The organism is Saccharothrix hoggarensis, from assembly GCF_052936025.1.
This window is the reverse complement of record NZ_CP193624.1, coordinates 831,484-854,745: the sequence shown is the minus strand read 5'-3', so window position 1 is coordinate 854,745 and position 23,262 is coordinate 831,484. Positions and strand designations below refer to the sequence as shown.

Below are 23,262 nucleotides of genomic sequence, written 5' to 3'. Positions count from 1 at the left end.
CCCATTCTCCCCTATGCGGACTCGGCAGCGAAACCGAACCGATCTTTCCGACCCGTCCGCGACCGGTTGGCGATCTTCACGGAGCCGCAGTTCACGCCCAGGATCGCCGTGCCGCAACGACTTCCGCGCCCGCCCGCGACCGTCACCTGGTCGTGACCGATCGCCGCTCTGTGGCGTGTCGCGGGGTCGCCCTGACAGACTCGGCTCTCGTGCGAGCCCGTTCCGCGCTCTTCGACGTCTACGGCGGCCACCTGCGCGAGCGGGGCGGCGCCGCGACGATCGCCGCCCTGGTCCGGTTGCTGGAGCCGCTGGACTTCGCCGCGCCCGCCGTGCGCACCGCGGTGTCGCGCACGGTGCGCCAGGGCTGGCTCGAACCCGTCCGCCTGCCGGACGGCCCCGGCTACGCGATGACACCCCGCGCGGAAAGGCGGCTGGACGAGGCCGCGGCCCGCATCTACCGCACCCGGCCGTCCACGTGGGACGGTCGGTGGCACGTCGTGGTGCTGGAGGAGCTGCCCGCCCGCGAGGCGCGCGACCGGCTCGCTTCCTCGCTGCAACTGCTCGGCTACGGCGCGCTCGGACCCGTGACGTGGATCGCACCGCGCCCGTCGCCCGAGCTGGCGGACGTGCTGGAGGGCGAGGGCGTCCGGGCGAGCGCGTTCCGCGGCGAGCACGAGGGCGACCCGGCGGAGCTGGCCGGACGGGCCTGGGACCTGGCGACGCTCGGCCGCGACTACGCCCGGTTCGTGGCGGAGTGGGAGCCGGTGGTGTCCGCTGTGGACGGTACGTCGCCCGCGGCGGCGTTCGCGGCGTCCCAGCGGTTCCTGCACGCCTGGCGCAAGTTCCTGTTCCGCGACCCCGGCCTCCCGCGCGAGCTGCTGCCCGCCGACTGGCCGGGCACGGGCGCGGCGGAGTTCTTCGACCGGCACACGAACCGGCTCGCGCCCGCGGTGGCCAGGTTCGTCGACGACAGCCTCGCCGGCCCGGCCCTCGCCACCCCGGCCCCCACCACCCCGGCCCCCACCACCCCGGCCGACCACACCCCGGCCGACGCCGGTCCGGCGCACCCGAGCCCAGCCCAGCCCAGTCCGGCCCAGCCCAGTCCGGCCCAGCACAGCCCGGCCCAGCCCTGACCCGGAGGTCCACCCGTGTCCGATCTGCTCATCGACGACGCCGACGGTGTCCGCACGTTCACGCTCAACCGGCCCGAGTCGTTCAACTCGTTCACGGTGGCGCTGAAGGAGCGGTTCCTGGAGGCCGTGGTGGAGACGGCGGCGGACGACGCCGTGCGCGCCGTGGTCGTCACCGGCGCCGGGAAGGCGTTCTGCGCGGGCCAGGACCTGAAGGAGCACGTCGCGCTGCTGGAGGCGGGCGACCCGGCGCCGCTGAACACGGTGGAGAAGCACTACAACCCGCTGGTCAAGGCGATCGTGGGCATGCCGAAGCCGGTGATCGCGGCCGTCAACGGCACGGCGGCGGGCGCGGGCGCGTCCCTCGCCTACGCGTGCGACCTGCGGATCGCCGGCGCGAGCGCGAAGTTCCTGATGGCGTTCGCCAACGTGGGCCTGACCGCCGACTCGGGCGCGTCGTGGACCCTGCCGCGGCTGATCGGGCACGGCCGGGCGATGGAGATGATGCTGCTCGCGCAGCCCGTGGGCGCCGAGGAGGCGTTGCGGATCGGCATGGTCGGGCAGGTCGTGCCGGACGGCGAGGTGCTGTCCACGGCGCAGGCGCTGGCCCGCAAGCTGGCCGCCGGGCCCACCACCGCCTACGCCAAGATCAAGGAGGCGATGGCGTTCTCCGGCGAGCTCGCGGCGGCGCTGGACGTGGAGGCCCGCACGCAGGCCGAGGCGGGCGCGACGGCGGACCACCGCGAGGCCGTGGCGGCGTTCGTGGCGAAGCGGAAGCCCGAGTTCACCGGCCGGTAGCGGCAGGGGCGCCGGCGCGGAAGCAGGCCGCGATGTGGTCGTCGACCATGCCCGTGGCCTGCATCAGCGCGTAGCAGGTGGTGGGGCCGAGGAACGCGAAGCCGCGCCGCTTCAGCTCCTTGGCCATCGCCTTCGACTCGGCCGTGACGGCGGGCACGTCCGCGCTGGTGGCGGGCCGCACGTGGTGCTCCGGCGCGAACGACCACAGCAGGTCGTCCAGCGGCACGTCCAGCTCGGCGACGACCCGGGCGTTGCCGATCGCGGCGGTGATCTTGGCCCGGTTGCGGACGATGCCCGCGTCGGCCATCAGCCGGTCGAAGTCGGCCGGCCCGAACTCGGCCACCGCCGCCGGCTCGAAGCCCGCGAACGCGGCCCGGAAGTTCTCCCGCTTGCGCAGGATCGTGATCCACGACAGGCCGGACTGGAACGATTCGAGGCACATGCGCTCGAACATGGCGGCCTCGCCGCGCAGCTCGACGCCCCACTCCGTGTCGTGGTACTCGATGTAGTCGGGCGTGCTGTCGCCCCACGGGCAGCGGACCACGTCGGTCATGCGGGGTACTCCCGGGCGAAGGCGGCGAACCGGCGCAGCGACCACTTCACGCCCGGCGCGAACGCCAGGGCGAGCAGCGCGGCCACGTCCTCGGACCAGACGAACTCACTGCGCGCGTCACCGCGCGGGACGACCACGAACTCGCCCGTGCCGCGCACCAGGCGGCCCGTGTGGGCGACGGCGCAGCGCACCGGCGGCTCCCACGCGGTGATGCGCATGGTGTCGGTGAACCCGAGCCGGCCGACGCCCGTGAACGCGGCCAGCCCGCTGCCCTCGCTCGCGCCGTCGCCGCTGGTCACGCGGACGGTGGTGCCGAGCATCCACTCGCCCTGCCGCTCCCAGTCGGTGAGCGCGGCCCAGGTGGTGGCCGGCGGCGCGGCCACGTCGACCCGCAGCTCAAGCCGGGTCATGCTCGGGCTCCCGCGGCCGGACGGCCGGGCGGTCGTCCGGGTCGACGGGCGACACGGTGTCCCGGCGCCCGCCGTCGCGGTCCGGCGCGGGCGCGGCGCCCGTGCCCGCCTCCAGCTCGGCGACCCGCTCGCGCAGCCGCTCGACCTCGTCGGCCAGGCGCTCCAGCGCCCAGTCCACCTCGGTCATCTTGTAGCCGCGCAGGACCTGCTGGAACTTCAGGGCACGCACGTCGTCCGCGGTCACGTCCTCGGCCGGCAGGCGGGTCGGCGACGCGCCGGGCGGCAGCGGCGCCAGTTCCTCGCCTCGCCCGAACACCAGCGCGGCGAGGAGGAACACCACGGCCGCCACGAGCGCCATGACGACGATGTAGATGAGCGCTGAGGTCACGTGACGATCGTGGCACACCCCCGCCGGTCAAACCGACGAGAACACACTCACCTCCGGGGGAGCACGGCCGAACGGAGCACCCGCGGGGCCCGCCACCGGGTCGTGCCGACTACCGCGAGCGCCGGAGCACCGTGCGCAGGGCGGGCCGGTCCTCCAGCGGCACGTCCGGTGCTCTCCAGCCGCAGCGGACGGCGGTGGAAGCCCTTCACCAGGGTGCGGGTCGCGGGTCGGCAGCGGTCCGAGCAGCGCGGGCACGAACCCCCGGGTCCGGTCGACCAGGTCGGAGTCGAGGAACCCGACCAGGTCGCCGGACGTCGCCGCCGGCGAGCGCCACAGCACCTCGCCCTTGCCGGGCCCGGGCGCCGGCTCGGGCCGCACGTCCGTCCGGTGCACGACCCGCGCGCCCGCCGCGACTGCCCGCGCCACCGTGTCGTCGGTGGACCCCAGGTCCCCCTTGCGCGCCACCGACTCGGCGCGGTCCACTGTGGACTCTTCCAGGTGTTGGCGGAGAACCGGTCGGGCGTCAGGCCAGCGCCCTCAGCACGCGCGCCGGCGGGCGGGTGCCCGCGATGCTCGCCACCATCTCGACCACGCGGCGGGTCTGCCGCACCTGGTGCGCGCGGAACACCTTCGCGCCCGCCCACGCGGCCACCGACGTCGCCGCGAGCGTGCCGTCCACCCGGTCGCCCACGTCCGCGCCGAGCGTCTCGCCGACGAAGTCCTTGTTCGACAACGCCATCAGCACCGGCCAGCCGGTGGCGACGAGCTCGTCCAGCCGGCGCAGCAGTTCCAGGCCGTGCCAGGTGTTCTTGCCGAAGTCGTGCGTCGGGTCGATCAGCACGCCGTCCCGCGGCACGCCGAGCGCGACCATCCGCTCGGCCCGCGCCACGAGCTCCTCCGCCACGGAGGCCACCACGTCGGCGTACCGGACGCGGTGCGGGTCGGTGCGCGGCTCCAGCCCGCCGGTGTGCGAGCAGACGATGCCGACGCCGAACTCCGCCGCCACCTCGGCCAGCGCCGGGTCGGCGCCCGCCCACGTGTCGTTGATCAGGTCCGCGCCCACCTCGCACACCGCGCGGCCGACCTCGTGCCGCCACGTGTCGACGCTGATCACCAGGTCGGGGTGGCGCTCGCGGACCGCCGCGACGAACGGCACGACCCGCCGCGCCTCCTCGGCGGCGTCGACGACCTCGCCCTTGGAGCCCGCCTTCACCCCGCCGATGTCGACGATGTCCGCGCCCTCGGCGACCGCCCGGTCGACCGCGGCCAGCGCGGCGTCGTCCTCGAACGTGGCGCCGCGGTCGTAGAACGAGTCGCGCGTCCGGTTGACGATCGCCATCACCAGCGCGCGATCTCCGGCGACTTCCCGTGGACCGAACCGCATGAGCGCATCGTGCCACGTCCGACCGGCTCGTGAGCTGCGTCACAGACCGCTGCTACTCGTGAGTACATTTCGGGTTTACTCGCCGGTAACACCCTGCGTGATCCCGGTCACGGTCAAGGAGGACCTCGTGCGCCGATCACTCCCCCTGCTGCTCGCCGCCCTGGTGGCGCTCGTCCTGGCGCCACCCGCCCAGGCCGCGCCCGGCTTCGCGGTGGCCTACGAGACCATCCCCGGCCAGGGCGGCACCCCGCTCAAGGCCTTCGTCGTCACGCCGACCGGACGCGGCAGCGGACCGTTCCCGCTGCTCGTGCTGCCGTCGAGCTGGGGCGTCAACAACATCGAGTACGTCGGCGCGGCGGCCAAGCTCGCCTACGAGTCCGGGTACTCGGTCATCAGCTACACGTCGCGGGGGTTCCACGACTCGGCGGGCGAGATCGACGTGGCCGGGCCGGACACCGTCGCCGACGTGAGCCGGGTGATCGACTGGGGCATCGCGCGGGCGGCCGGCGACCCCGCGCGGATCGGCGTCGGCGGCATCTCCTACGGCGCGGGCCAGTCCCTGCTCGCCGCCGCGGCCGACCACCGGATCAAGGCGGTGGCCGCGCTCAGCACGTGGACCGACCTGGCCCGCGCCCTCTACCCGAACGAGACGGTGAACGCGCAGGGCGTCGAGCTCCTGCTGGCCGCCGGGCGCCTGACCGGCCGGCCCGGACCCGTGCTGCGCGAGGCCGAGGCCGCGTACCGGCAGGACCGGTTCGAGGACGTGCTGCCGATCTCGCCGCCCCGCTCCCCCGCGTCGCACGTGTCGTCCGTCAAGGCCGCCGTGATGATCGGCAACGCGTGGAACGACAGCCTGTTCGCGCCCAGCCAGATCACCGACTTCTTCACCGCGCTGAACGGCCCGAAGCGGCTCATGCTGTCGCCCGGCGACCACGCCACCGCCGAGCTGTTCGGCGCGGCCGGGCTGCCCAACGAGATCTGGGCGTCCGTCGGCCGCTGGTTCGACCACCACCTCAAGGGCCTCGACAACGGCATCGACCGCGAGCTCCCCGTGCGGGTCAAGCCCAACAACGGCGGCGGCTGGCGCGCGTTCCCGTCGTGGGCGGCGGCCACCAGCAGGACCGACACCGTGCCGTTGGCGGCGGACCGGATCGGCGCGGGGTGGCCGACCATCGCCGAGAGCGGCACGGTCCTCGTGTCCGGCGCGCTGCAGGGCTTCCTCCAGCTCCCGGTCGGCGTCTCGACGCCCCTGATCGACCGGGGCGCGGCGGCCGTGTGGCGCGGTCCGGTGCAGTGGACCGCCACCACCGTCAGCGGCACGCCGCGCGCGCACCTCACCGTGACGCCGAGCGCGCCCAAGACCACGCTGTTCGCGTACCTGTACGAGGTGAACCCGCTGGGCCTGGGCGCGCTCGTCACGCACAAGCCCGTGACGCTCACCGGCACCGCCACCCGGACCGTCGACCTCGACCTGGAACCGGTCGTGTGGGACGTGTCCCCGGGCAACCGGCTGGTGCTGGTCGTGGACACCGTCGACGCCCGGTACCGGAGCTCCAGCACGCTCGGGTCGACGGTGTCGTTCGGCGCGGACTCGTGGCTGACCGTGCCGCGTAGCTGACAGCAGCCGGCAGGGATTCCTGAAAGGATTCCCGACATGGAATCGAAGTCGACGTTCAAGATCACCCGGTGGGACCAGACCGTCTACGACGAGGCGGAGCCGCAGCTGGGCCGGGCGCTCGTGGACAAGGCGTACCACGGGGCCATGGAGGGGACGAGCACCGCCGAGCTGACGATGTGCCAGCCGTCCGACGGCACGGCGGGGTACGTGGGCACCGAGCGCTTCACCGGCACCGTGGACGGCAGGGCCGGGACGTTCGTGCTCCAGCACGGCGCCGTCATGTCGGCGGAGGGGGCCGAGTTCTGGGGCCACATCGTGCCGGGGTCGGGCACGGGCGAGCTGGCCGGGATCTCCGGCAAGGCCCGGCTGGAGCACGAGCTGATCATCCTGGACCACGACCTTGGCTGACCGGGAACGGGTGATCGCCTACCGGGTCGCGGCGCACCAGTTCGACCGCACCGCCGCCGACCCGTCCGAGCTGCGGGTGTTCGACCTGGGGTTGCAGGACTCGGAGCGGTCCGCCGTGCCCGCGCTGGCGGCGCGGCTGGACCGCGTCCCCGACCTCGGCCCGTTCACGCTCACGTGGAGCGTGCGGGGCGCGCCGCACTGGCACCGCGCGGCCGACGTGCCGGACCTGGCGGCCCGGCTGTGGCCGTTGAGCGACGCCGACGCGCTGGCCCGGATGAACCGGCCGCCGGTCGAGCACGGCCGCGCCGCGCTGCGCGAGGTCGCGTCCGCCCTGCGGGACGTCGTCACGGAGCCGATGACGAAGGGCGAGGCGTCGTCCCGCCTCACCTCCCGGGTCGACCCGGCCCTCACCGCCTGGTGCCGCGGCTGCGACGCCACGCACGTGCCGGACCCCGTGTTCCGCCTCGCCGTCCTGCCCGCCGGCCTGCGCTTCGACCCGGTCGAGAAGACGACGACCTTCGTGCCGCTGGAAAACCGCCGCGACGTACCGCACGAGTCACACGGCTTCGCCGCGCTCATCACCGACTACCTGCGGCTGCACGGCCCCGCCGGCCCGTCGGAGGTGGCGCACTACTTCGGCGCGCCGGTCCGCGACGTGAAGGACGCGTGGCCGGACGACCTCGTCGCGATCTCGAAACGCGCGTGGCTGCCCGCCGACCGCGTCGAAGCCTTCGAGAACCCGCCGGAACCCGAGGTCGTACGGCTCCTGCCCCCGCTGGACCCGTACCTGAACGCCCGCGACCGCGACCTCCTGGTGCCGGACAAGGCGCACCAGAAGGAAGTCTGGCGCATCCTGGGCCGCCGCGGCGCCCTGCTGGTGGACGGCGAGATCCTGGGCACCTGGCAGTCCAGAACCACCCGAACCCACCTGGAGGTGAAGCTCAAGCCCTTCGTCCCCCTGGACGAGGACATGTTCGCCGAGGAGGCCACCCGCCTGGCCAAAGCCAAGGGCCTCAACCAAGCCAAGCTCACCTAGCCCCACCCCACCCGGTCCCCTACCCCACCCCCTCCCCACCTCCCCCACCCCCACGCGAGGTCGCGTCGACCGTTCGCGACTCATCTTCGGACGATCACGCTCTTCGATCGTCCGAAAATCAGGCGCGAACGGTCGACTTCCAGGCGACCGAGCCGCCGCCTGCGAAGCAGCGGCCAAAATTTCAGTGCAGGTCGCCCCAGGCCTTGTGGGCCTCGTTGACCACGCGCACCGCGTCGTCGATGTCGTCGGTCAGGTACAGCAGGTCGAGGTCCTTCTCGCCGACCTTGCCGCTCGCGAGCGCGGAGTCCCGCACCCAGTCGTACAGGCCTTGCCAGTACGCCTTGCCGAACAGCACGACCGGGAACTTGGTGACCTTCTTCGTCTGCACGAGGGTCAGCGCCTCGAACAGCTCGTCGAGCGTGCCGAAGCCGCCCGGCAGGCAGATGAACGCCTGCGAGTACTTGATGAACATGGTCTTCCGCACGAAGAAGTAGCGGAAGTTCACGCCGAGGTCGACCCACGGGTTGAGGCCCTGCTCGAACGGCAGCTCAATGCCGAGGCCGATGGAGAACCCGCCCGCCTCGGAGCAGCCCCGGTTGACCGCTTCCATGGCGCCGGGACCGCCGCCGGTGATGACCGCGAACCCGGCTTCGGCCAGCGCGCCGCCGAGCTTGCGCCCCGTCTCGTACTCGGGGTGGTCGCGGCCGGTGCGGGCGGAGCCGAACACGGTCACCGCGCTCGGCACCTCGGCCAGCGCGCCGAAGCCCTCCACGAACTCCGCCTGGATGCGCAGGACCCGCCACGGGTCGGTGTGCACCCAGTCGCTGGGTCCGCGCGAGTCCAGCAGCCGCTGGTCCGTGGTGGTCAGCTCGTCCCGACGACCCCGGCGCAGGACGACCGGTCCGCGCTGCTTCTCCTTGGGGTGCTCGTCCACGCCGTTCTCCGTCATTGCCCGGAGTCTAGACGTGACCCCCGGGTCAGCTCAGGAAGCGGCGCAGCACGTCCGCGCAGTCGCGGATCTGCTGGACGGGCACGTTCTCCTGCTGGGTGTGCGCGAGCAGCGGGTCGCCGGGCCCGTAGTTGACGGCGGGCATGCCGAGCGCGGCGAACCGGGCGACGTCGGTCCAGCCGAGCTTGGCGACGGGGGTGCCGCCGGCCGCCGCGACGAGCTCGCCGGTGATCGGCGCGCCGAGGCCGGGCAGGGCGCCCGGCGACATGTCGGTGACGGTGACGTCGTAGCCCTCGAACACCTCGCGGAGGTGCTGCTCGGCCTGCGCGGGCGTGCGGTCGGGCGCGAAGCGGTGGTTGACGGTGAGCACGGCCTCGTCGGGGACGACGTTGCCCGCCACGCCGCCGCCGACCTTCACGGCCTGCAGGCCCTCGCGGTAGAGGCAGCCGTCGATGTCGACCTGGCGCGGCTCGTAGGCCTCCAGGCGGCGCAGGGGCTCGCCGATGGCGTGGATCGCGTTCACGCCCATCCACCCGCGGGCGGTGTGCGCGCGGACGCCCTTGGTGCGGACCTCGATCCGCATGGTGCCCTGGCAGCCCGCCTCGATGACGCCGTTGGACGGCTCGCACACGATCGCCAGGTCGGCCTTCAGCCACTCGGGGAGGTCCCGCTCGATGCGGCCGAGGCCGTTGCGGACCGCCTCGACCTCCTCGCAGTCGTAGAACACGAACGTGAGGTCGTGGCGCGGTTCCAGGACGGTGGCGGCGAGGTGCAGCATCACCGCGTCGCCGCCCTTCATGTCGACGGCGCCGCAGCCGTGCAGGATGCCGTTCTCCAGCCGGGACGGCAGGTTGTCGTTGATCGGCACGGTGTCGAGGTGGCCCGCCAGCACCACCCGGGACGGGCGGCCCAGGTTCGTGCGGGCCAGCACCGCGTTGCCGGAACGCGTGACTTCCAGCGGGGTCTGCCCGGTCAGCGCGCGCTCGACCAGGTCGGCGAGGTGCGCTTCGTCACCGGAGACGCTGGGGACGTCCACCAGCGCGGCGGTCAGCTCGACGGGATCGGCGGCGAGGTGCAAGGTGTCGGCCACCCGGCGCACGTTACCGTTGACCCTCGTGAGCACCGCAGACACCACCGGCGCGTACGGCGTCGGACTCGCCACCGTCACCTCCTCCGGCGCCGTGCTGGACGTCTGGTTCCCGTCGCCGTCCCTCGGCGCGGCCGAGCCGGGCGTGACGCGGCTGTCGTCCGCCGAGGTCTCCGCCGAGCTGGGCGAGGCCGCCGCCAAGCAGCTCGGCGCGGACGCCGACCGCGACGTCGAGGTCGTCGGCGTCCGGGTCGGCATCGCGTCCCTGGCTGACGCGCCCACGTCGACGGAGGACGTCTGGCTGCGCCTGCACCTGCTGTCGTCGCGGCTGGTCAAGCCGCACGGGGCCAACCTGGACGGCGTCTTCGGGTTGCTCGGCAACGTGGTGTGGACGAACTTCGGGCCGTGCGCCGTGGACGGGTTCGAGCAGGCCCGGCTGCGGCTGCGCACCCGCGGCGCGGTCACCGTGTACGGCATCGACAAGTTCCCGCGGATGGTCGACTACGTCGTGCCGACGGGCGTGCGGATCGCGGACGCCGACCGGGTCCGGCTGGGCGCGCACCTGGCGCCGGGCACGACCGTGATGCACGAGGGCTTCGTGAACTTCAACGCCGGGACGCTCGGCACGTCGATGGTCGAGGGCCGCATCTCGGCCGGCGTGGTGGTCGGCGACGGCTCCGACGTGGGCGGCGGCGCGTCGATCATGGGCACGCTGTCGGGCGGCGGCAAGCAGGTCATCTCGATCGGCGAGCGCTGCCTGATCGGCGCGAACGGCGGCGTGGGCATCTCGCTGGGCGACGACTGCGTGGTCGAGGCGGGCCTGTACATCACCGCGGGCACGAAGGTGACCGGCGCGGACGGCGCGGTCGTGAAGGCGGGTCAGCTGTCCGGCATGTCGGGCCTGCTGTTCCTCCGCGACTCGACCACCGGCGTGGTGAAGGTGCTGCCCCGCAAGGGCACCGGCGTCGAGCTGAACGCGGCCCTGCACGCCAACGACTGACGTGGGGCGCGTGGGGGCCGCCGCCGCGGCCCCCACGCCCTCACGAGGTCAGGCGCTCCACGGCGGCGGCGATGCGGTCGTCCGCGGCCGTCAGAGCGATGCGGACGTGCTTGTCGCCCGTCGGCCCGTAGAACGTGCCCGGCGCGGCGAGGATGCCCCGTTCGGCGAGCCAGGCGACGGTGTCCCACGCGTCCTCGCCGCCGCGGGTCGACCACAGGTACAGGCCCGCCTCGGAGTGGTCCACGGTGAAGCCCGCCGCGGTCAGCGCGGGGAGCAGGAGCTCGCGCCGCGCCCGGTACCGCTCGCGCTGCTCGGCGACGTGCGCGTCGTCGGTCAACGCCGCCGTCATGGCCGCCTGCACGGGCCGGGGCACGATCATCCCCGCGTGCTTGCGCACCTCCAGCAGCGACGCGACCAGCGCCGGGTCGCCGGTGACGAACCCCGCGCGGTACCCGGCCAGGCTGGACGACTTGGACAGCGAGTGCACGGCCAGCAGGCCGTCCAGGCTGCCGCCGTTGACCTCGGGCCGCAGCACGGACACCGGTTCGGCGGTCCACGCGAGCGCCAGGTAGCACTCGTCGGACGCGACGACCGCGCCGACCTCGCGCGCGTCGGCCACGGCCTGCGCCATCCGCGCCGCGTCCTGCACGCGCCCGGTCGGGTTGGACGGGGAGTTCAGCCACACCAGCGCGGTGCCCGCGGGCGCCGGCTCACCGTCGGCGAGCCGCACCGGGGTCGCGCCGGCCAGCCGGGCGCCCACCTCGTACGTCGGGTACGCGAGCGCGGGGATGGCCACCACGTCGCCCGGCCCGAGGCCCAGCAACGTCGGCAGCCACGCCACCAGCTCCTTGGACCCGATGGTCGGCAGCACCGCGACCGGGTCGAGCGGCGGCACGCCGTGCCGCCTCGTCAACGCGCCCACGACGGCCTCGCGCAGTGACGCGGCGCCGTGCGTGGTCGGGTAGCCGGGCTGGTCGGCGACCGTGCCGAGGGCGTGCCGGATCAGCTCCGGGACCGGGTCCACCGGGGTGCCGATGGACAGGTCGACCACGCCGCCGGGGTGCGTGCGCGCCTTGGCGGCGTGGTCGGCCAGCGAGTCCCAGGGGAAGTCCGGGAGCCTCCGCGAAGTACCGGAGGTCACTCGTGCGACGCCTGCGGGGGGAGAGCCTTGATGAACGCGGGGTCGGCGGAGACCTTGCCGACCTTGGACGCGCCGCCGGGGGACCCCAGCTCGTCGAAGAAGTCCACGTTGGCCTTCGTGTACTCCTTCCACTCGTCGGGGACGTCGTCCTCGTAGTAGATGGCCTCGACGGGGCACACCGGCTCGCAAGCACCACAGTCGACGCACTCATCCGGGTGGATGTAGAGCATCCGGTCGCCTTCGTAGATGCAGTCGACGGGGCACTCTTCGATGCACGCCTTGTCGAGCACGTCCACGCACGGCTGGGCGATCACATAGGTCACTGCGCTCTCCTGCTCTTGTTCTGGTCCACACCGCGCAAGCCGGAGAGTACGCGGCGGATTCGATTGTCCAACGCTCAGGCTCGCCTTATCAGCACCGTGCTCCAGCTCACAGACCGACCTGCCCCGGCGCAGGGCACGATGCCGGGGTGGAGGACGTCGTCGAGTTGGAGCAGCGCTGCGCCGACGCGTGGCCCGCGCTGGTCGACCGCCCGCTCGGCCAGTGGCGCCTGCGCGCGGCCGACGGGTTCACCGGACGCGCCAACAGCGCCCTGACCACGGGCGACCCCGGCGTGCCCGTGCCGGACGCGTTGGCCGCGGTGATCGGGTTCGCGGCCGAGCACGGCATCAGGCCGGCCGCGCACGTGGTGGTCGGCGCGCCCGCGGAGGCGGCCGTCGAAGCCGCCGGCTGGCGCGTCGACGTCGACCACCCGGGCGGCGCGGAGTCGTTGGTGATGACGGGTCCGCTGCACGGGTTCGCCACCCCGAAGTCCGCCGACGTGGACGTTTCGGGCACTCCGCTTCCCGGATGGTGGGAGCTGGCCGCGCAGCCGTCGCCCACGGCGGCGCAGCGGCACGTGCTGGCGTCCGGGCCGACCGTCGGGTTCGGCACGGTGACCGCGGGCGGCGAGGTGGTGGCCGCGGTGCGCGGCGCGGTCGTCGGCGACCTGCTCCACGTGGCGCGCCTGGCCGTGCGGCCGGACGCGCGTCGGCTCGGCCTGGCCCGGCGGCTGATGGGGGCGCTGGCGACGTGGGGCCTGGAGCGCGGCGCGACGACGTGCGCGTTGCAGGTGGCCGAGCACAACACGGCCGCGATCACGCTCTACCGGTCGCTGGGGTGCGCCGAGCACCACCGCTACCGCTACTGGGTGTCGAACCACTCGTAGGCGGCCTTGCGGACCCGCTTCAGCGCGGACCGCTCGCCGAAGTAGTCGCCGACCACGCCGACGACGGGCAGCAGGCCGAGCGCCTGGTGGTGCAGCCGGCCCTGCGGGCGCTTGTCCAGCTCGTCCTCCAGCTTCCAGAGGACCTTGGCGAGCTTCCAGATCGTCGCGCCGATCGCCCGGAACGTGGACCGCTGCCGCAGCTCCTCGGTCAGCTCCGCGGTCTGCGCGTCCTCCCGCTCCCGGTCGACGGCCTTCCCGTCGACGGTGCGCTGGAACAGCACGTGCGCGAGCAGCCGGACCCGGTCCTCGGTCGACGTGACCCCGTGCTCGCCCGCGATGGCGGACAGCAGCAGGCCCTGCCCGGCCGCGCCCAGCGCGGACTGGATCGGCAGCCGGTCGGCCAGCACGCCGCCGATGCCCGGCAGCGCCGCGACCAGCGACACCAGCCGGCCCACCCGGTTCAGCCAGAACTCGTCGCGCTGCCGCACGTCCATGCGGGCCCACGCGGCCGTGCCGGGCACCTTCACCGCGGCGAGCTGGTCCCACAGCTTGTCGACCAGCTTGCGGTCGGCCCCGTGCTCGACCTCGCGGTCGCGCAGGCCGAGCAGGTTCACGTCGCGGATCGTGTCGAGCAGCGGACCCGTGGCGCGGACGAACGGCCGCAACGCCCGCACCACGTCCCGGTCAGTGATCGCGGGCACCGGCCTGCCTCCCCATGAACGCGCCGACGGCGATGGCGCCCGGGAGGGCGCCACCGGCGAACAACACCAGGGTGCGCCAGTCGTTGAGGAGCAAAACGTCACCGCCCGGACCGAACAGCCCGAACACCAGCAGCGTGCCGATCCACACCAGCAGCGGCGAGACGGCGGCGAGCGTGCGGTGCGCGTGCCGTGACGCGGCCAGCACGAGCAGCGGCGTCGTCACGATCGCGAGCACCACCGTGATCGGGAACGGCCAGTCGTTGACGCGCGGCAGCAGGGTGCCGTCCAGCCGCAGCGGCAGGAAGAACAGCTCCAGCACCGCGAGCACGAACGCCGCGACCGCGATCCCGACGAGTGCCAGGCGATCGGTCAATCCAGTCCTCCGAACAGGTCCGTCTCCGCGCCCTCCGCGGGCCCCTTGGCCAGCACGTAGTACTCGGCCTGCACGACCGGCTGGGCGATGCCGTTGGACAGCGCGTAGCTCGCGCCGCCCGTGCCGTCCTGCCAGACGCTGACCTGCGTGGAGTGCGCGCGCAGGGCCCGCAGCTTCGCCACCAGGTGGTCGGAGATGTCGATCGTGGTCGTGATGGCGGCGTCGTCGGTCACCGGCAGCTCGCCCTCGGCGGGCAGCCGCCACGGCAGGTCCGCCATCTCGGCCAGCGCCGCCACGCCCGCCTCGGTGGCCGCGCGGGACGTCACGGCGTGGAACACGCGGTCGACGTCGGCGGCGGCGGCCGTGGTGATGCGGTGCGCCTGGATGTGGTCGGGGTGGCCGTACCCGCCGAAGTCGTCGTAGGTGACCACGACCTGCGGCTTCACCGCCGCGATGATCTCGGACAGCTGCGCGACCTGCTCGTCGAACGAGCCGTTGGCGAACGCGCGCGGGTGGTCGTTGGCCGCGACGCCGGCCATGCCGGAGTCCCGCCACCGGCCGATGCCGCCGAGGAACCGGTGGTCGGTCACGCCGAGCGCCGTGCAGGCGGCGCGGAGTTCCGCGACCCGGTACCCGCCGAGCTGGTCGGCGGCGTCCGCGGCGAGCTGCTGGAGCGCCGGCGGGATGATCTCACCCTCCTCGCCGAGGGTGCAGGTGACCACGGTGACGTGCACGCCCGACGCGGCGTACCGGGCGATCGTGCCGCCGGTCCAGAGGCTCTCGTCGTCGGGGTGTGCGTGAACCAGCAGCAACCGTGGTGGAGCAGTGAGCGTCACCGGATCAGCGTAATGGAGTGGCGAACGGCCGCCGCCCCGCGACCTCACGGGGCAGCGGCCGTTCGACTCAGCCGACCAGCGCCGGCACGACCTCGGCGAAGTGGCACGCCGACAGCGTGCCCGCGCCGTCGCCGCGGCGCTCCAGCTTCGGCTCCTCGACGGCGCAGATGTCCTGCGCCTTCCAGCAGCGGGTGCGGAAGCGGCAGCCCGAGGGCGGGTTCACCGGCGACGGCACGTCACCGGAGAGCACGATCCGCTGCCGCCGGCGCTCGACCTTCGGGTTCGGCACCGGCACGGCGGACAGCAGCGCCTGCGTGTACGGGTGCATCGGCCGGGCGTAGATGTCCTCCCGGTCGCCGATCTCGATGATCTTGCCGAGGTACATCACGGCGACCCGGTCGGAGATGTGCCGGACGACCGACAGGTCGTGCGCCACGAACAGGTACGCCAGGCCCAGGCGCTCCTGCAGCTCCTCCAGCAGGTTCACCACGCCCGCCTGCACCGACACGTCCAGCGCGGACACCGGCTCGTCCAGCACGACGAGCTTCGGGTTGAGCGCGAGCGCCCGGGCGATGCCGATGCGCTGCCGCTGGCCGCCGGAGAACTCGTGCGCGTACCGGTTGCGGTGCTCCGGGTTGAGGCCGACGAGCTCCATCAGCTCGTTGACCCGGTGCTGGACGTCCTTGCCGCCGTCACCCGGCATGCCGTGGATCTGGAACGGCTCGGAGATCAGCTCGTTGATCTGCCAGCGCGGGTTCAGCGACGCGTACGGGTCCTGGAACACGATCTGCATGTCCCGGCGCACCGACCGCAGGCCCTTGCCGCGCAGCGTGGTCAGCTCGCGGCCCTCGAACTTCACCGAGCCGGACGTCGGCTTGTGCAGCTGGAGGATCGCCCGCCCGGTGGTGGACTTGCCGCAGCCGGACTCGCCGACCAGGCCCAGCGTCTCGCCCTGGTACAGGTCGAACGTCACGCCGGACACGGCCTGCACCTGGCCGACGGTGCGCGGGATGATGCCGCCGCCGCGCACCGGGAAGGACTTGACCAGGTCCTTGACCTGCAGCAGCGGGGTCTCGCCCGGACGTCCGCCGGACGCCGCTCCCCCGGCCTGGGGGTTCGCGTCCAGGGTGTCGTGTGGAGTCGAGCTGTTCATGAGGTCGGGTTCTCCCCTTCGTGCAACCGCGCTTCCACCACGTCGAGGTCCTCGCTCACGGGGATGTCCGGGTTCGCCATGGTGAGCGACGCCGGGTTCTCCACCACGCCGATCTCGTCGTGCGCGAACAGCCTCTGCGGGTTCTCGATGGTGGCCAGGTGCGCGGAGCGGTGGCACCGCGCGAAGTGGCCGGGCCGGTCGGTCTCCAGCAGCAGCGGCTCGGTCTCGCGGCACTCGTCGACCGCGAGCGGGCACCGGGGCGAGAACGTGCAGCCGTGCGGCAGGTTCATCAGCGAGGGGGGCGCGCCCTTGATCGGCGTGAGCCGCTTGCCCAGCATGTTCGGGTTCGGGATGGAACCCAGCAGGCCGACGGTGTAGGGCATCCGCTGGGCCTCGAAGACCTCGTCCACGGCGCCCTGCTCGACGACCGTGCCGCCGTACATGACCTGCACGCGGTCGACCATGCCCGCCACGACGCCCAGGTCGTGGGTGATGATCATGATGCCGGCGCTCGTCTCGTCCCGGATGCGCAGCAGCGTGTCCAGGATCTGCGCCTGCACCGTCACGTCCAGCGCCGTCGTCGGCTCGTCCGCGATGATCACGTCCGGGTCGTTGACGATCGCCATGGCGATCATCGCGCGCTGCCGCATGCCGCCCGAGAACTCGTGCGGGTACTGCGCGGCGCGGCGGTCCGGCTGCGGGATGCCGACGAGCTCCAGCACCTCGACGGCCTTGGCCCACGCCGCCTTCTTCGACACGTCGTGGTGCGCCCGGTGCGCCTCGGCGAGCTGCCAGCCCACCGTGTACACCGGGTTCAGCGACGTCATCGGGTCCTGGAAGATCATCGAGATGCCGTTGCCGCGGACCGGCTGCATCTGCTTGTAGCTCAGGCCGACCAGCTCGCGGTCGCGGAACCTGATCGAGCCGCCGATCTGCGCGGTCTTGGGCAGCAGGCCCATGATCGCCATCGACGACACGGACTTGCCGGAACCGGACTCGCCGACGATGCCCAGCACCTCGCCGGCGCCGAGCGTGAACGACACGTCGCGCACGGCGTGCACGGTGCCGTCGTCGGTCGGGAAGTCCACGGACAGGTTCTCCACCCGCAGGAGCTTCTCGTCGCCGTGGCGGCCCGCGGTGGGCTCGGGAGCGTTCATCACGTCCAACTCACTCATGCCTTCACCCTCTTCTGGCGCGGGTCGAAGGCGTCCCGGAGACCGTCACCGATGAAGTTGACCGCCAACGAGATCAGCACGATGAACACGAACGGCGTGAGGAACAGCCACGGGTGCAGCGTGAGCTCGTTCTTGTTCAGGCTGATCATCAGGCCGAGCGACGTGTCCGGGCTCTGCACGCCGAGGCCGATGAACGACAGCGCGGCCTCCAGCAGCACGGCCTGCGCGATCGCCAGCGTGGCGTTGACGATGATCACGTCGATCGTGTTGGGCAGGATGTGCCGGAACACGATCCGGAACGTCGACGCGCCCAGCGCGCGGGCGGCCTCCACGAACTCCTTCTCGCGCAGCGACAGGACCATGCCGCGGATCACGCGGGCGATCGACAGCCAGCCGATCAGGCCCAGGTACAGGGCCACGACCAGCCAGTTCGAGTTGCCGCCGCCGGTGACCGACACGACGAAGCTGTTGCGCACCAGCACGGCCGCGATGACCAGGCTGGGGATCACCAGCAGCAGGTCGATGAAGCGGCTGATGAGGGTGTCGACCCAGCCCTTCAGGTAGCCGGCCAGCGCGCCGAGCACGACGCCGATGACGGTGGACAGCAGCGCCACGACCATCGCGATCTGGAGCGAGAACTGCGTGCCGCGGATGATCAGGGCGACCATGTCGCCACCGAGCCGGTCGGTGCCGAACGGGTGGTCGCCGCTCGGCGGCAGGTACCGCTTGAAGCCGAGGTCCGTGTACGAGTACTTCCACAGCAGCCCGCCGAGGAAGGCGAACAGCACCAGGACCACGAACAGGACCAGGCCGAACACGGCCGCCTTGTGCCTGGTGAAGCGGCGCAGGATGACCTGCCACTGCTTCTTGGCCGCGGTCGAGTCGAACTGGCTGACCTCGGCCTTCTCGGGCGCAGGCGCCTGCGCCAGGGGTGCTCCCGCGTTAGTCAAGGCGAATCCTCGGGTCCAGGAATGCGTACAGGATGTCCGCGATCAGGTTGAAGGCGATGATGAAGATGGCGGTCAGCATCATGAAGCCGAGGACCTGGTAGGGCTCGATGTTCTCGATCGCCTCGACGATGAACTTGCCCATGCCGGACCAACCGAACACGGTTTCCGTGATCACCGCGCCGCCGAAGCCGGCGCCGATGTTCAACGAGGACACCGTGATGATCGGGATGAGGGCGTTGCGGAACGCGTGCTTGAAGATCGCACGTCCCTGCGAAATGCCCTTCGCCTGCGCCGTGCGCACGTAGTCGGCGTTCAACGTGTCCAGCATCGAAGCGCGCTGGAAACGGCTGTAGAGCGCGAACTGGATGACCACGAGCGAGATCGTCGGCAGGATGTACGCGCCGGTGTACTGGAAGACCTGCTGCCCGAAGCTGCCGCTGAAGCCCTCACCCGGCGGACCCGCCGTGATGATCCACCGGTCGGCGCCGGCGGCCTCCAGCCAGTTGTTCAACTCGATACCGCCGGACTTCAGGATCAGCGCCACGCAGAACAGCGGCATCGAGAACATCGCGAACGATATTCCGGTCGCTGTGTAGTCGAATATCGAGTACTGTCTCACCGCGCCGATGACGCCGACCGCGATCCCGAGCAGGAGCGCGATGAGCTCCGCGGCGAGGATCAGCCGCAGGGTCAGGCCGAAGGCCGTGAGCAGGTTCTCCTTCACCGGCTTGCCCGCGTTGCCGGGCACGACCGTCTCGCCCCAGTCGCCGGTCACGAAGTCGCCCGCCCAGTCGACGTAGCGTTCCATGAACGGCTTGTTGTAGCCGGTCCGCTCGTACGCGGCGGTGATTTCCGCCGGTGTCCGGGGCTTCTGGAGCTTCCACTCGCCGAGGGGGTCACCCATGGCGTTGACGAGCCCGAAGCAGAGGAATGAGGCGACGATCAACAGCGGAATCGAGATCAACAACCGCCGGATTATGTAACGGAACATGACGAGTCTCTAGTCTCTCAGACCCTCCCGCCGTGCGAGCGGGTTGGCCTACCGGACGCGGACACCGTCCGGGGGGCCGGTGCTTGTGGCACCGGCCCCCCGGCGGAAGGGTCGTGCTTTACCTGGAGAGCTGCTTACCCGGCGTCACTTACTTCTTCTGCCAGGCGTACAGGTTCCAGGTGACACCGCCACCGACACCGATGTAGGAGATCGGGCCGATGTCCGCGCTCGACGCGGCGAAGTCGGCCAGCTGGAACAGCGGGATGCTGTGGAGGTCGTCCCGCATGATCTTGTCGGCTTCGTTCATCATCGTGATGCGCTTCTGGTAGTCGAGCTCCTTGTTCGCGGCAGCCCACTTCTCGGTCAACGCGGCCGAGTCGTAGAGGTTGTAGTTGCCGGAACCGCCCTTGTCCTTCTGCGCGTAGTTGCCGTACGCACCGGCCTTCAGCGGCTGGCCGACCCACGCGAAGAGCGCGGCGTCGAACTCGGACGCCGGGAGGCGCTTGTCGTTGAAGTCGGCCGCCTGGTCGGCGACGATGTCGATGCCGGCCTGCTTGCACTTGTCCTGCAGGATGCGGACCGTGTCGGCACGACGCTGGACGATCTTGTGGCCGATGGCGAAGGACGCGCGGAACTCGCCCTTGGTGTAGATGCCGTCGGCGCCCTGCTTCCAGCCGCCGTCCTCGAGGGTCTTCTTGGCCGCCGCGACGTCACCCTTGCCGATGTCGCCGTAGTGGTCCTCGTAGCCGACCTCGTTCGGCATGAACGTCAGGCTGCCGAGCGGCTTGGCGTTCGGGTCGACGTCCGCCACCAGCTTCTCGACGACCGCCTCGCGGTCGAAGCACTGGGCGATCGCCAGGCGCAGGTCCTTGTTCTCCTTGAACAGCGGACGCGACATGTTGAAGTCGATGTGCTCGTACGTCTGGCCACCGGCCGCGTAGACGTTGAACGCGCTGTCGTTGCGCAGCTGCTGCGCGACCGGGCCGTCGGCCTGCGGCGCGATGACCTGGACTTCCTTGTTCTGCAGCTGCTGGGCCGCCGACTGGGCGTCCGTGTTCGTCTTCAGGATGACCTTGGCCGGGCCACCGGGGTTGCCCCACCACTTCGGGTTGCGCTCCAGGACCGTCTGGTCCTTGAGGTCCGAGGAGACGATCATGTACGGGCCACCCGACAGGGCGACGGCGGGGTCGAAGCCCAGCCAGCCCTTGGTGTAGAAGTCGGCGACCTTCTTGACCTCGTCGTCGTTCTGCGTCGGCAGGATCTTGGTGACGTCCGCGACGCCGGACTTCTGCTCCAGGATGTGCGCCGGCAGCAGGCCGTCGCTACCCGGCATGGAGAAGATGCCGCGGTAGTCCGCGTACGGCTTGTCCTTGAAGAACGTCGTGGTGATCGTCTTGCCGTCGTCCGAGCACTCGAGCTTCTCGATGTCCTCGTAGCCCGTGGGCGTCGTGTCGAAGATCGAGGCCTCGCTGCCGTCCTCGCCCTTGACCGTCGCCTTGCTCGCGCCCGCCAGCCACTTCAGGTGGAAGTCGTCGCAGTCGATGGCTTCGCCGTCGGACCAGACGGCCGCCTTCTGCACCTTCCACTCGATCGTCTGCGGGTCGTCCGACGTGACCTTGACGGACTCCATCAGGTCGCCGTCGATCTTGATGACGACCTTGCCGTCAACGAGCTCGGTGATGTACGGCGAGGGCTGGACGTTCGACAGCGCGATGGTGCTGGAGAAGTTGTTCGTCGCGCCGATGTTGTTGTTGTAGTTGTGGAAGCCCTCTTCCACGGCGACCGAGATCTCGCCGATGTCGTTCACCTTCGGACGCTTGAACAGCTCGTCCTGACCGCCGATCGCACCGGGGTTGGCGTCCTGCTGGCCACCCTGGTCGCCGCTGCCCGCTCCGCCGCCGCCGCACGCGCTCAACACGAGCGCGGTGCTCGTCAACAGCGCGAGCGCCGAGACAGCCTTTGATCTCCTCATCGACACGTGCCCTCCTAGCACTGGGTTGGAGCGACCGTTTGGGCCGACTTCCACCCATAACCGTGATGTGCCAAACGCGCCCCGAACCGACACACCGTTGCAGCACGATAAGAAGCAGTGCGCGGCACGGTCACTGCCCATCGGCCGATCGTGACCAAAGGGTGACACGCTGGTAGCAGCATGCGACTCCGTCGTTACCGGGCGGGAGCGTTCGTTAACCGGACGGCGAGAATACTGTCAATACTGCACCGCGAACGCATCTTGAAGCCAGTGTTTCGGACGGGTCAACGGTCAACGATCTTCTCGGCGCCACGTTCGCGCGTCGCTCAGCGGACCGGCGAACGGGGCCCCCGCGGTGACGTTCCGAGCCTCCGGCCGGACCACCAGCAGGTCCGCTACCTGGAACAACGGCATCGAGACGGCCTGCTGCCAGAGCACCGGCTCGATCGTCCCGAGGGCGTCGGACAGCAGGAGCTCGCCCCGGAGCGCCTGTTCGATCACCGGCTGGACCGCCTGGTCGCAGAAACCCGAGAGATTCGCCGGAATGGGTGTACCGCCGTCCTCGGGTGACGGCCGACAGCCGAATGTCGACGCCAGAAGGGCCGCCGAATCGCCGGTGTCGACCAGCGGCACGACCGCAATGTCGACCACCTCATTGGACGCGGCGGTATCCGACAGATCTTGACCGAACAACTGATTGGGCTGCGTTGTCAGGACGCGCGCACCGATTCCGGACAATGACAGTTGACGCTGAACTTGGTTCGCGATGGCCACGTACGGCTCGACACCGGCCGGTGCGGCGATGGTCAACTCCAACGGTTTGTCATCCCGTCCCCACGCCCCTCCCTCCGGTCGGGTGTAACCCGCCTCGGTGAGGAGCTGCGCCGGATCACCGACCTCGGGGGGGATGGTCGGGACGTACCCCCGCTTGCTCGGCGGCACGACCTGGGCGTCGGCGCGGAGGTTCTCGCTCGGCCCGCTGCGGGCGCCGGTGGCGATCAGCGCGTCCCGGTCGAGCGTGTTCATCACGGCGGTGCGCACCCGGACGTCCTGCATCCGCGGCGACGCGGGGCGCAGCAGCAGCTGGACGACCTCGGGCCGGGGCACGACCGCCGTGGTCACGGGCGTGGTCTTGGCCAGCTCCTCGACGTCCTTGACCGCGATCGCGTCGGCGCGGATGAGCGCGACCTGGTGGTCGCCGTTGTCGATCGCCTCGATCGCGTCGTGCTGGCCGGCGCGGCGCAGGACCAGCCGGTCCAGCGCGGGCGGCTGCTCCCAGAACCGGTCGTTGCGCTCCAGGACGATCTCGCCGCGCGGCTGGTCCAGCGACCGGACGGCGAACGGGCCGGCGGTCGCCGGGAAGCTGTCCGCGAGCGCCGCCGTCCACCCGCCCGGCGCGTCCTTCAGCAGGTGGGCGGGCAGGAGGTGGTGGAACAGGCTCCGCCAACCGGGGTACGGCTCGCTGAACACGACCTCCACGACCTTGCCGCCCTCGCGGCTGGCGATGTCGTCGATGAGCCGGTACCCGGCCGGGCTGATGACGCCGGGCTCGGCCCGCATCCGCTGCCACAGGTAGACGAAGTCCTCGGCCGCGATGGGCGCCGAGTCGGACCAGCTGGCGTCCCGCCGCAGCGTGTACGTGACCGTGTACGGCTCCGCCTTCGTCACCTCGGCGCTGACCAGGAGGTCGAGGTCGGGCCTCGGGGTGCCGTCGGCGTCGACGCGGAACGTGGACGGGAGCAGCAGCTCGGCGAGGGCGGTGGTGACGGTGCTCTGGCCGGCGAGGGTGTGCGGGTTGTAGCCGCCCTTGATGTCGTCCATGCCGACGACGACCTCGTTGACCTTCTCCTTGGGCACGACGGTCATCCCCGGCGTCGACGGCACCAGGGGTGGCGGCGGTGTCGCCGTGCAGCCCGACAGCACGAGGGCAGCCACCACCGCTAGAACCTTCCGCGTCCCCATGAGCACGAGCGTGCCAGACGACGGCGGCGGTCGACGCCCA

23 protein-coding genes and 2 pseudogenes are annotated in these 23,262 nt (G+C 71.6%); 7 read left to right on the top strand and 18 right to left on the bottom strand.

All coding sequences use genetic code 11. The features are described 5' to 3' along the window. Nucleotides 1-209: 209 nt before the first annotated feature. Together ACRAKH_RS04265 and ACRAKH_RS04260 are read left to right on the top strand one after the other, a co-directional pair. Nucleotides 210-1,133, top strand: a complete 924-nt coding sequence (locus ACRAKH_RS04265; protein WP_380725879.1) for a PaaX family transcriptional regulator — start codon at nucleotides 210-212, stop codon at nucleotides 1,131-1,133. A gap of 15 nt (nucleotides 1,134-1,148) precedes the next feature. Next, nucleotides 1,149-1,928, top strand: coding sequence for an enoyl-CoA hydratase-related protein (locus ACRAKH_RS04260; protein ID WP_380725877.1), 780 nt, complete (start codon nucleotides 1,149-1,151; stop codon nucleotides 1,926-1,928). On the opposite strand, the gene ACRAKH_RS04255 is transcribed toward ACRAKH_RS04260, so the two are convergent. The 5 genes and pseudogenes from ACRAKH_RS04255 to folP form a co-directional block, all read right to left on the bottom strand. After that, entirely contained in the window at nucleotides 1,915-2,481 is a 567-nt protein-coding gene (locus tag ACRAKH_RS04255) for a DNA-3-methyladenine glycosylase I (protein ID WP_380725875.1), read from the bottom strand. The two genes, ACRAKH_RS04260 and ACRAKH_RS04255, sit on opposite strands and share 14 nt — an antisense overlap. Then, the gene (locus tag ACRAKH_RS04250; RefSeq protein ID WP_380725913.1) at nucleotides 2,478-2,891 is read right to left on the bottom strand and encodes an SRPBCC family protein; all 414 of its coding nucleotides are present in this window, start codon (nucleotides 2,889-2,891) and stop codon (nucleotides 2,478-2,480) included. The genes ACRAKH_RS04255 and ACRAKH_RS04250 overlap by 4 nt, the downstream gene beginning before the upstream one ends. Before the next feature lie 106 nt (nucleotides 2,892-2,997). Then, nucleotides 2,998-3,279 (bottom strand): annotated as a pseudogene (locus tag ACRAKH_RS04245) (DivIVA domain-containing protein); the annotation flags it as partial. Nucleotides 3,280-3,392: 113 nt separating this feature from the next. After that, nucleotides 3,393-3,729 (bottom strand): annotated as a pseudogene (locus ACRAKH_RS04240) (glucosyl-3-phosphoglycerate synthase); the annotation flags it as partial. Between the two features lie 73 nt (nucleotides 3,730-3,802). Further along, on the bottom strand, nucleotides 3,803-4,663 hold the full coding sequence (gene folP / locus ACRAKH_RS04235; protein WP_380729910.1) for a dihydropteroate synthase: 861 nt from the start codon (nucleotides 4,661-4,663) through the stop codon (nucleotides 3,803-3,805). 127 nt (nucleotides 4,664-4,790) lie between these two features. On the opposite strand from folP, the gene ACRAKH_RS04230 reads away from it, so the two are divergent. Genes ACRAKH_RS04230 through ACRAKH_RS04220 form a run of 3 tightly spaced genes read left to right on the top strand, consistent with a single transcriptional unit; the run spans nucleotide 4,791 to nucleotide 7,725 of the window. After that, the gene (locus ACRAKH_RS04230; RefSeq protein WP_380729907.1) at nucleotides 4,791-6,281 is read left to right on the top strand and encodes a CocE/NonD family hydrolase; all 1,491 of its coding nucleotides are present in this window, start codon (nucleotides 4,791-4,793) and stop codon (nucleotides 6,279-6,281) included. A gap of 36 nt (nucleotides 6,282-6,317) precedes the next feature. Then, nucleotides 6,318-6,689 (top strand): DUF3224 domain-containing protein, encoded by a 372-nt coding sequence (locus ACRAKH_RS04225; protein WP_380729905.1) that lies wholly within the window; start codon nucleotides 6,318-6,320, stop codon nucleotides 6,687-6,689. Then, nucleotides 6,682-7,725 carry a DNA glycosylase AlkZ-like family protein gene (locus ACRAKH_RS04220; RefSeq protein ID WP_447009640.1) on the top strand — a complete coding sequence of 348 codons (1,044 nt, stop codon included), beginning with the start codon at nucleotides 6,682-6,684 and terminating at the stop codon, nucleotides 7,723-7,725. The genes ACRAKH_RS04225 and ACRAKH_RS04220 overlap by 8 nt, the downstream gene beginning before the upstream one ends. Nucleotides 7,726-7,906: 181 nt before the next feature. On the opposite strand, the gene ACRAKH_RS04215 is transcribed toward ACRAKH_RS04220, so the two are convergent. Both ACRAKH_RS04215 and dapE read right to left on the bottom strand, forming a co-directional pair. Continuing rightward, on the bottom strand, nucleotides 7,907-8,674 hold the full coding sequence (locus ACRAKH_RS04215; protein WP_380729837.1) for an LOG family protein: 768 nt from the start codon (nucleotides 8,672-8,674) through the stop codon (nucleotides 7,907-7,909). Nucleotides 8,675-8,702: 28 nt separating this feature from the next. Next, nucleotides 8,703-9,764, bottom strand: coding sequence for a succinyl-diaminopimelate desuccinylase (gene dapE, locus ACRAKH_RS04210; RefSeq protein ID WP_380729839.1), 1,062 nt, complete (start codon nucleotides 9,762-9,764; stop codon nucleotides 8,703-8,705). A 25-nt stretch (nucleotides 9,765-9,789) separates the two neighbouring features. Here dapE and dapD point away from each other — a divergent pair, with 25 nt between their 5' ends. After that, entirely contained in the window at nucleotides 9,790-10,761 is a 972-nt protein-coding gene (gene dapD / locus ACRAKH_RS04205; protein WP_380729840.1) for a 2,3,4,5-tetrahydropyridine-2,6-dicarboxylate N-succinyltransferase, read from the top strand. A 40-nt stretch (nucleotides 10,762-10,801) separates the two neighbouring features. On the opposite strand, the gene dapC is transcribed toward dapD, so the two are convergent. Beyond that, entirely contained in the window at nucleotides 10,802-11,902 is a 1,101-nt protein-coding gene (gene dapC / locus ACRAKH_RS04200; RefSeq protein WP_380729842.1) for a succinyldiaminopimelate transaminase, read from the bottom strand. Continuing rightward, nucleotides 11,899-12,225: a ferredoxin gene (gene fdxA, locus ACRAKH_RS04195; RefSeq protein WP_053716290.1), complete on the bottom strand. Its 327-nt coding sequence runs from the start codon at nucleotides 12,223-12,225 to the stop codon at nucleotides 11,899-11,901. The genes dapC and fdxA overlap by 4 nt, the downstream gene beginning before the upstream one ends. A gap of 146 nt (nucleotides 12,226-12,371) precedes the next feature. Between fdxA and ACRAKH_RS04190 the strand changes: the two genes are divergently transcribed. Further along, the gene (locus ACRAKH_RS04190; RefSeq protein ID WP_447009639.1) at nucleotides 12,372-13,109 is read left to right on the top strand and encodes a GNAT family N-acetyltransferase; all 738 of its coding nucleotides are present in this window, start codon (nucleotides 12,372-12,374) and stop codon (nucleotides 13,107-13,109) included. On the opposite strand, the gene ACRAKH_RS04185 is transcribed toward ACRAKH_RS04190, so the two are convergent. The 9 genes from ACRAKH_RS04185 to ACRAKH_RS04145 form a co-directional block, all read right to left on the bottom strand. Then, nucleotides 13,085-13,810 (bottom strand): hypothetical protein, encoded by a 726-nt coding sequence (locus ACRAKH_RS04185; protein WP_380727259.1) that lies wholly within the window; start codon nucleotides 13,808-13,810, stop codon nucleotides 13,085-13,087. The two genes, ACRAKH_RS04190 and ACRAKH_RS04185, sit on opposite strands and share 25 nt — an antisense overlap. Further along, nucleotides 13,794-14,183, bottom strand: a complete 390-nt coding sequence (locus tag ACRAKH_RS04180; protein WP_380727261.1) for a hypothetical protein — start codon at nucleotides 14,181-14,183, stop codon at nucleotides 13,794-13,796. The genes ACRAKH_RS04185 and ACRAKH_RS04180 overlap by 17 nt, the downstream gene beginning before the upstream one ends. Next, entirely contained in the window at nucleotides 14,180-15,019 is an 840-nt protein-coding gene (gene mshB, locus ACRAKH_RS04175; RefSeq protein ID WP_380727263.1) for an N-acetyl-1-D-myo-inositol-2-amino-2-deoxy-alpha-D-glucopyranoside deacetylase, read from the bottom strand. The genes ACRAKH_RS04180 and mshB overlap by 4 nt, the downstream gene beginning before the upstream one ends. Before the next feature lie 67 nt (nucleotides 15,020-15,086). Then, a complete protein-coding gene (locus ACRAKH_RS04170; protein ID WP_380727265.1) occupies nucleotides 15,087-16,172 on the bottom strand; it encodes an ABC transporter ATP-binding protein in 1,086 nt (361 codons plus the stop codon). Further along, complete coding sequence (locus ACRAKH_RS04165) at nucleotides 16,169-17,347, bottom strand: ABC transporter ATP-binding protein (RefSeq protein ID WP_380727267.1); 1,179 nt, start codon at nucleotides 17,345-17,347, stop codon at nucleotides 16,169-16,171. The genes ACRAKH_RS04170 and ACRAKH_RS04165 overlap by 4 nt, the downstream gene beginning before the upstream one ends. Next, entirely contained in the window at nucleotides 17,344-18,297 is a 954-nt protein-coding gene (locus ACRAKH_RS04160) for an ABC transporter permease (protein ID WP_380727269.1), read from the bottom strand. Before ACRAKH_RS04160 ends, ACRAKH_RS04165 begins: the two co-directional genes overlap by 4 nt. Next, nucleotides 18,290-19,288 (bottom strand): ABC transporter permease, encoded by a 999-nt coding sequence (locus ACRAKH_RS04155; protein ID WP_380727271.1) that lies wholly within the window; start codon nucleotides 19,286-19,288, stop codon nucleotides 18,290-18,292. The genes ACRAKH_RS04160 and ACRAKH_RS04155 overlap by 8 nt, the downstream gene beginning before the upstream one ends. A gap of 148 nt (nucleotides 19,289-19,436) precedes the next feature. After that, on the bottom strand, nucleotides 19,437-21,260 hold the full coding sequence (locus ACRAKH_RS04150) for an ABC transporter family substrate-binding protein (protein WP_380727273.1): 1,824 nt from the start codon (nucleotides 21,258-21,260) through the stop codon (nucleotides 19,437-19,439). A 291-nt stretch (nucleotides 21,261-21,551) separates the two neighbouring features. Then, complete coding sequence (locus ACRAKH_RS04145; protein WP_380727275.1) at nucleotides 21,552-23,222, bottom strand: ABC transporter family substrate-binding protein; 1,671 nt, start codon at nucleotides 23,220-23,222, stop codon at nucleotides 21,552-21,554. Nucleotides 23,223-23,262 lie beyond the last annotated feature (40 nt).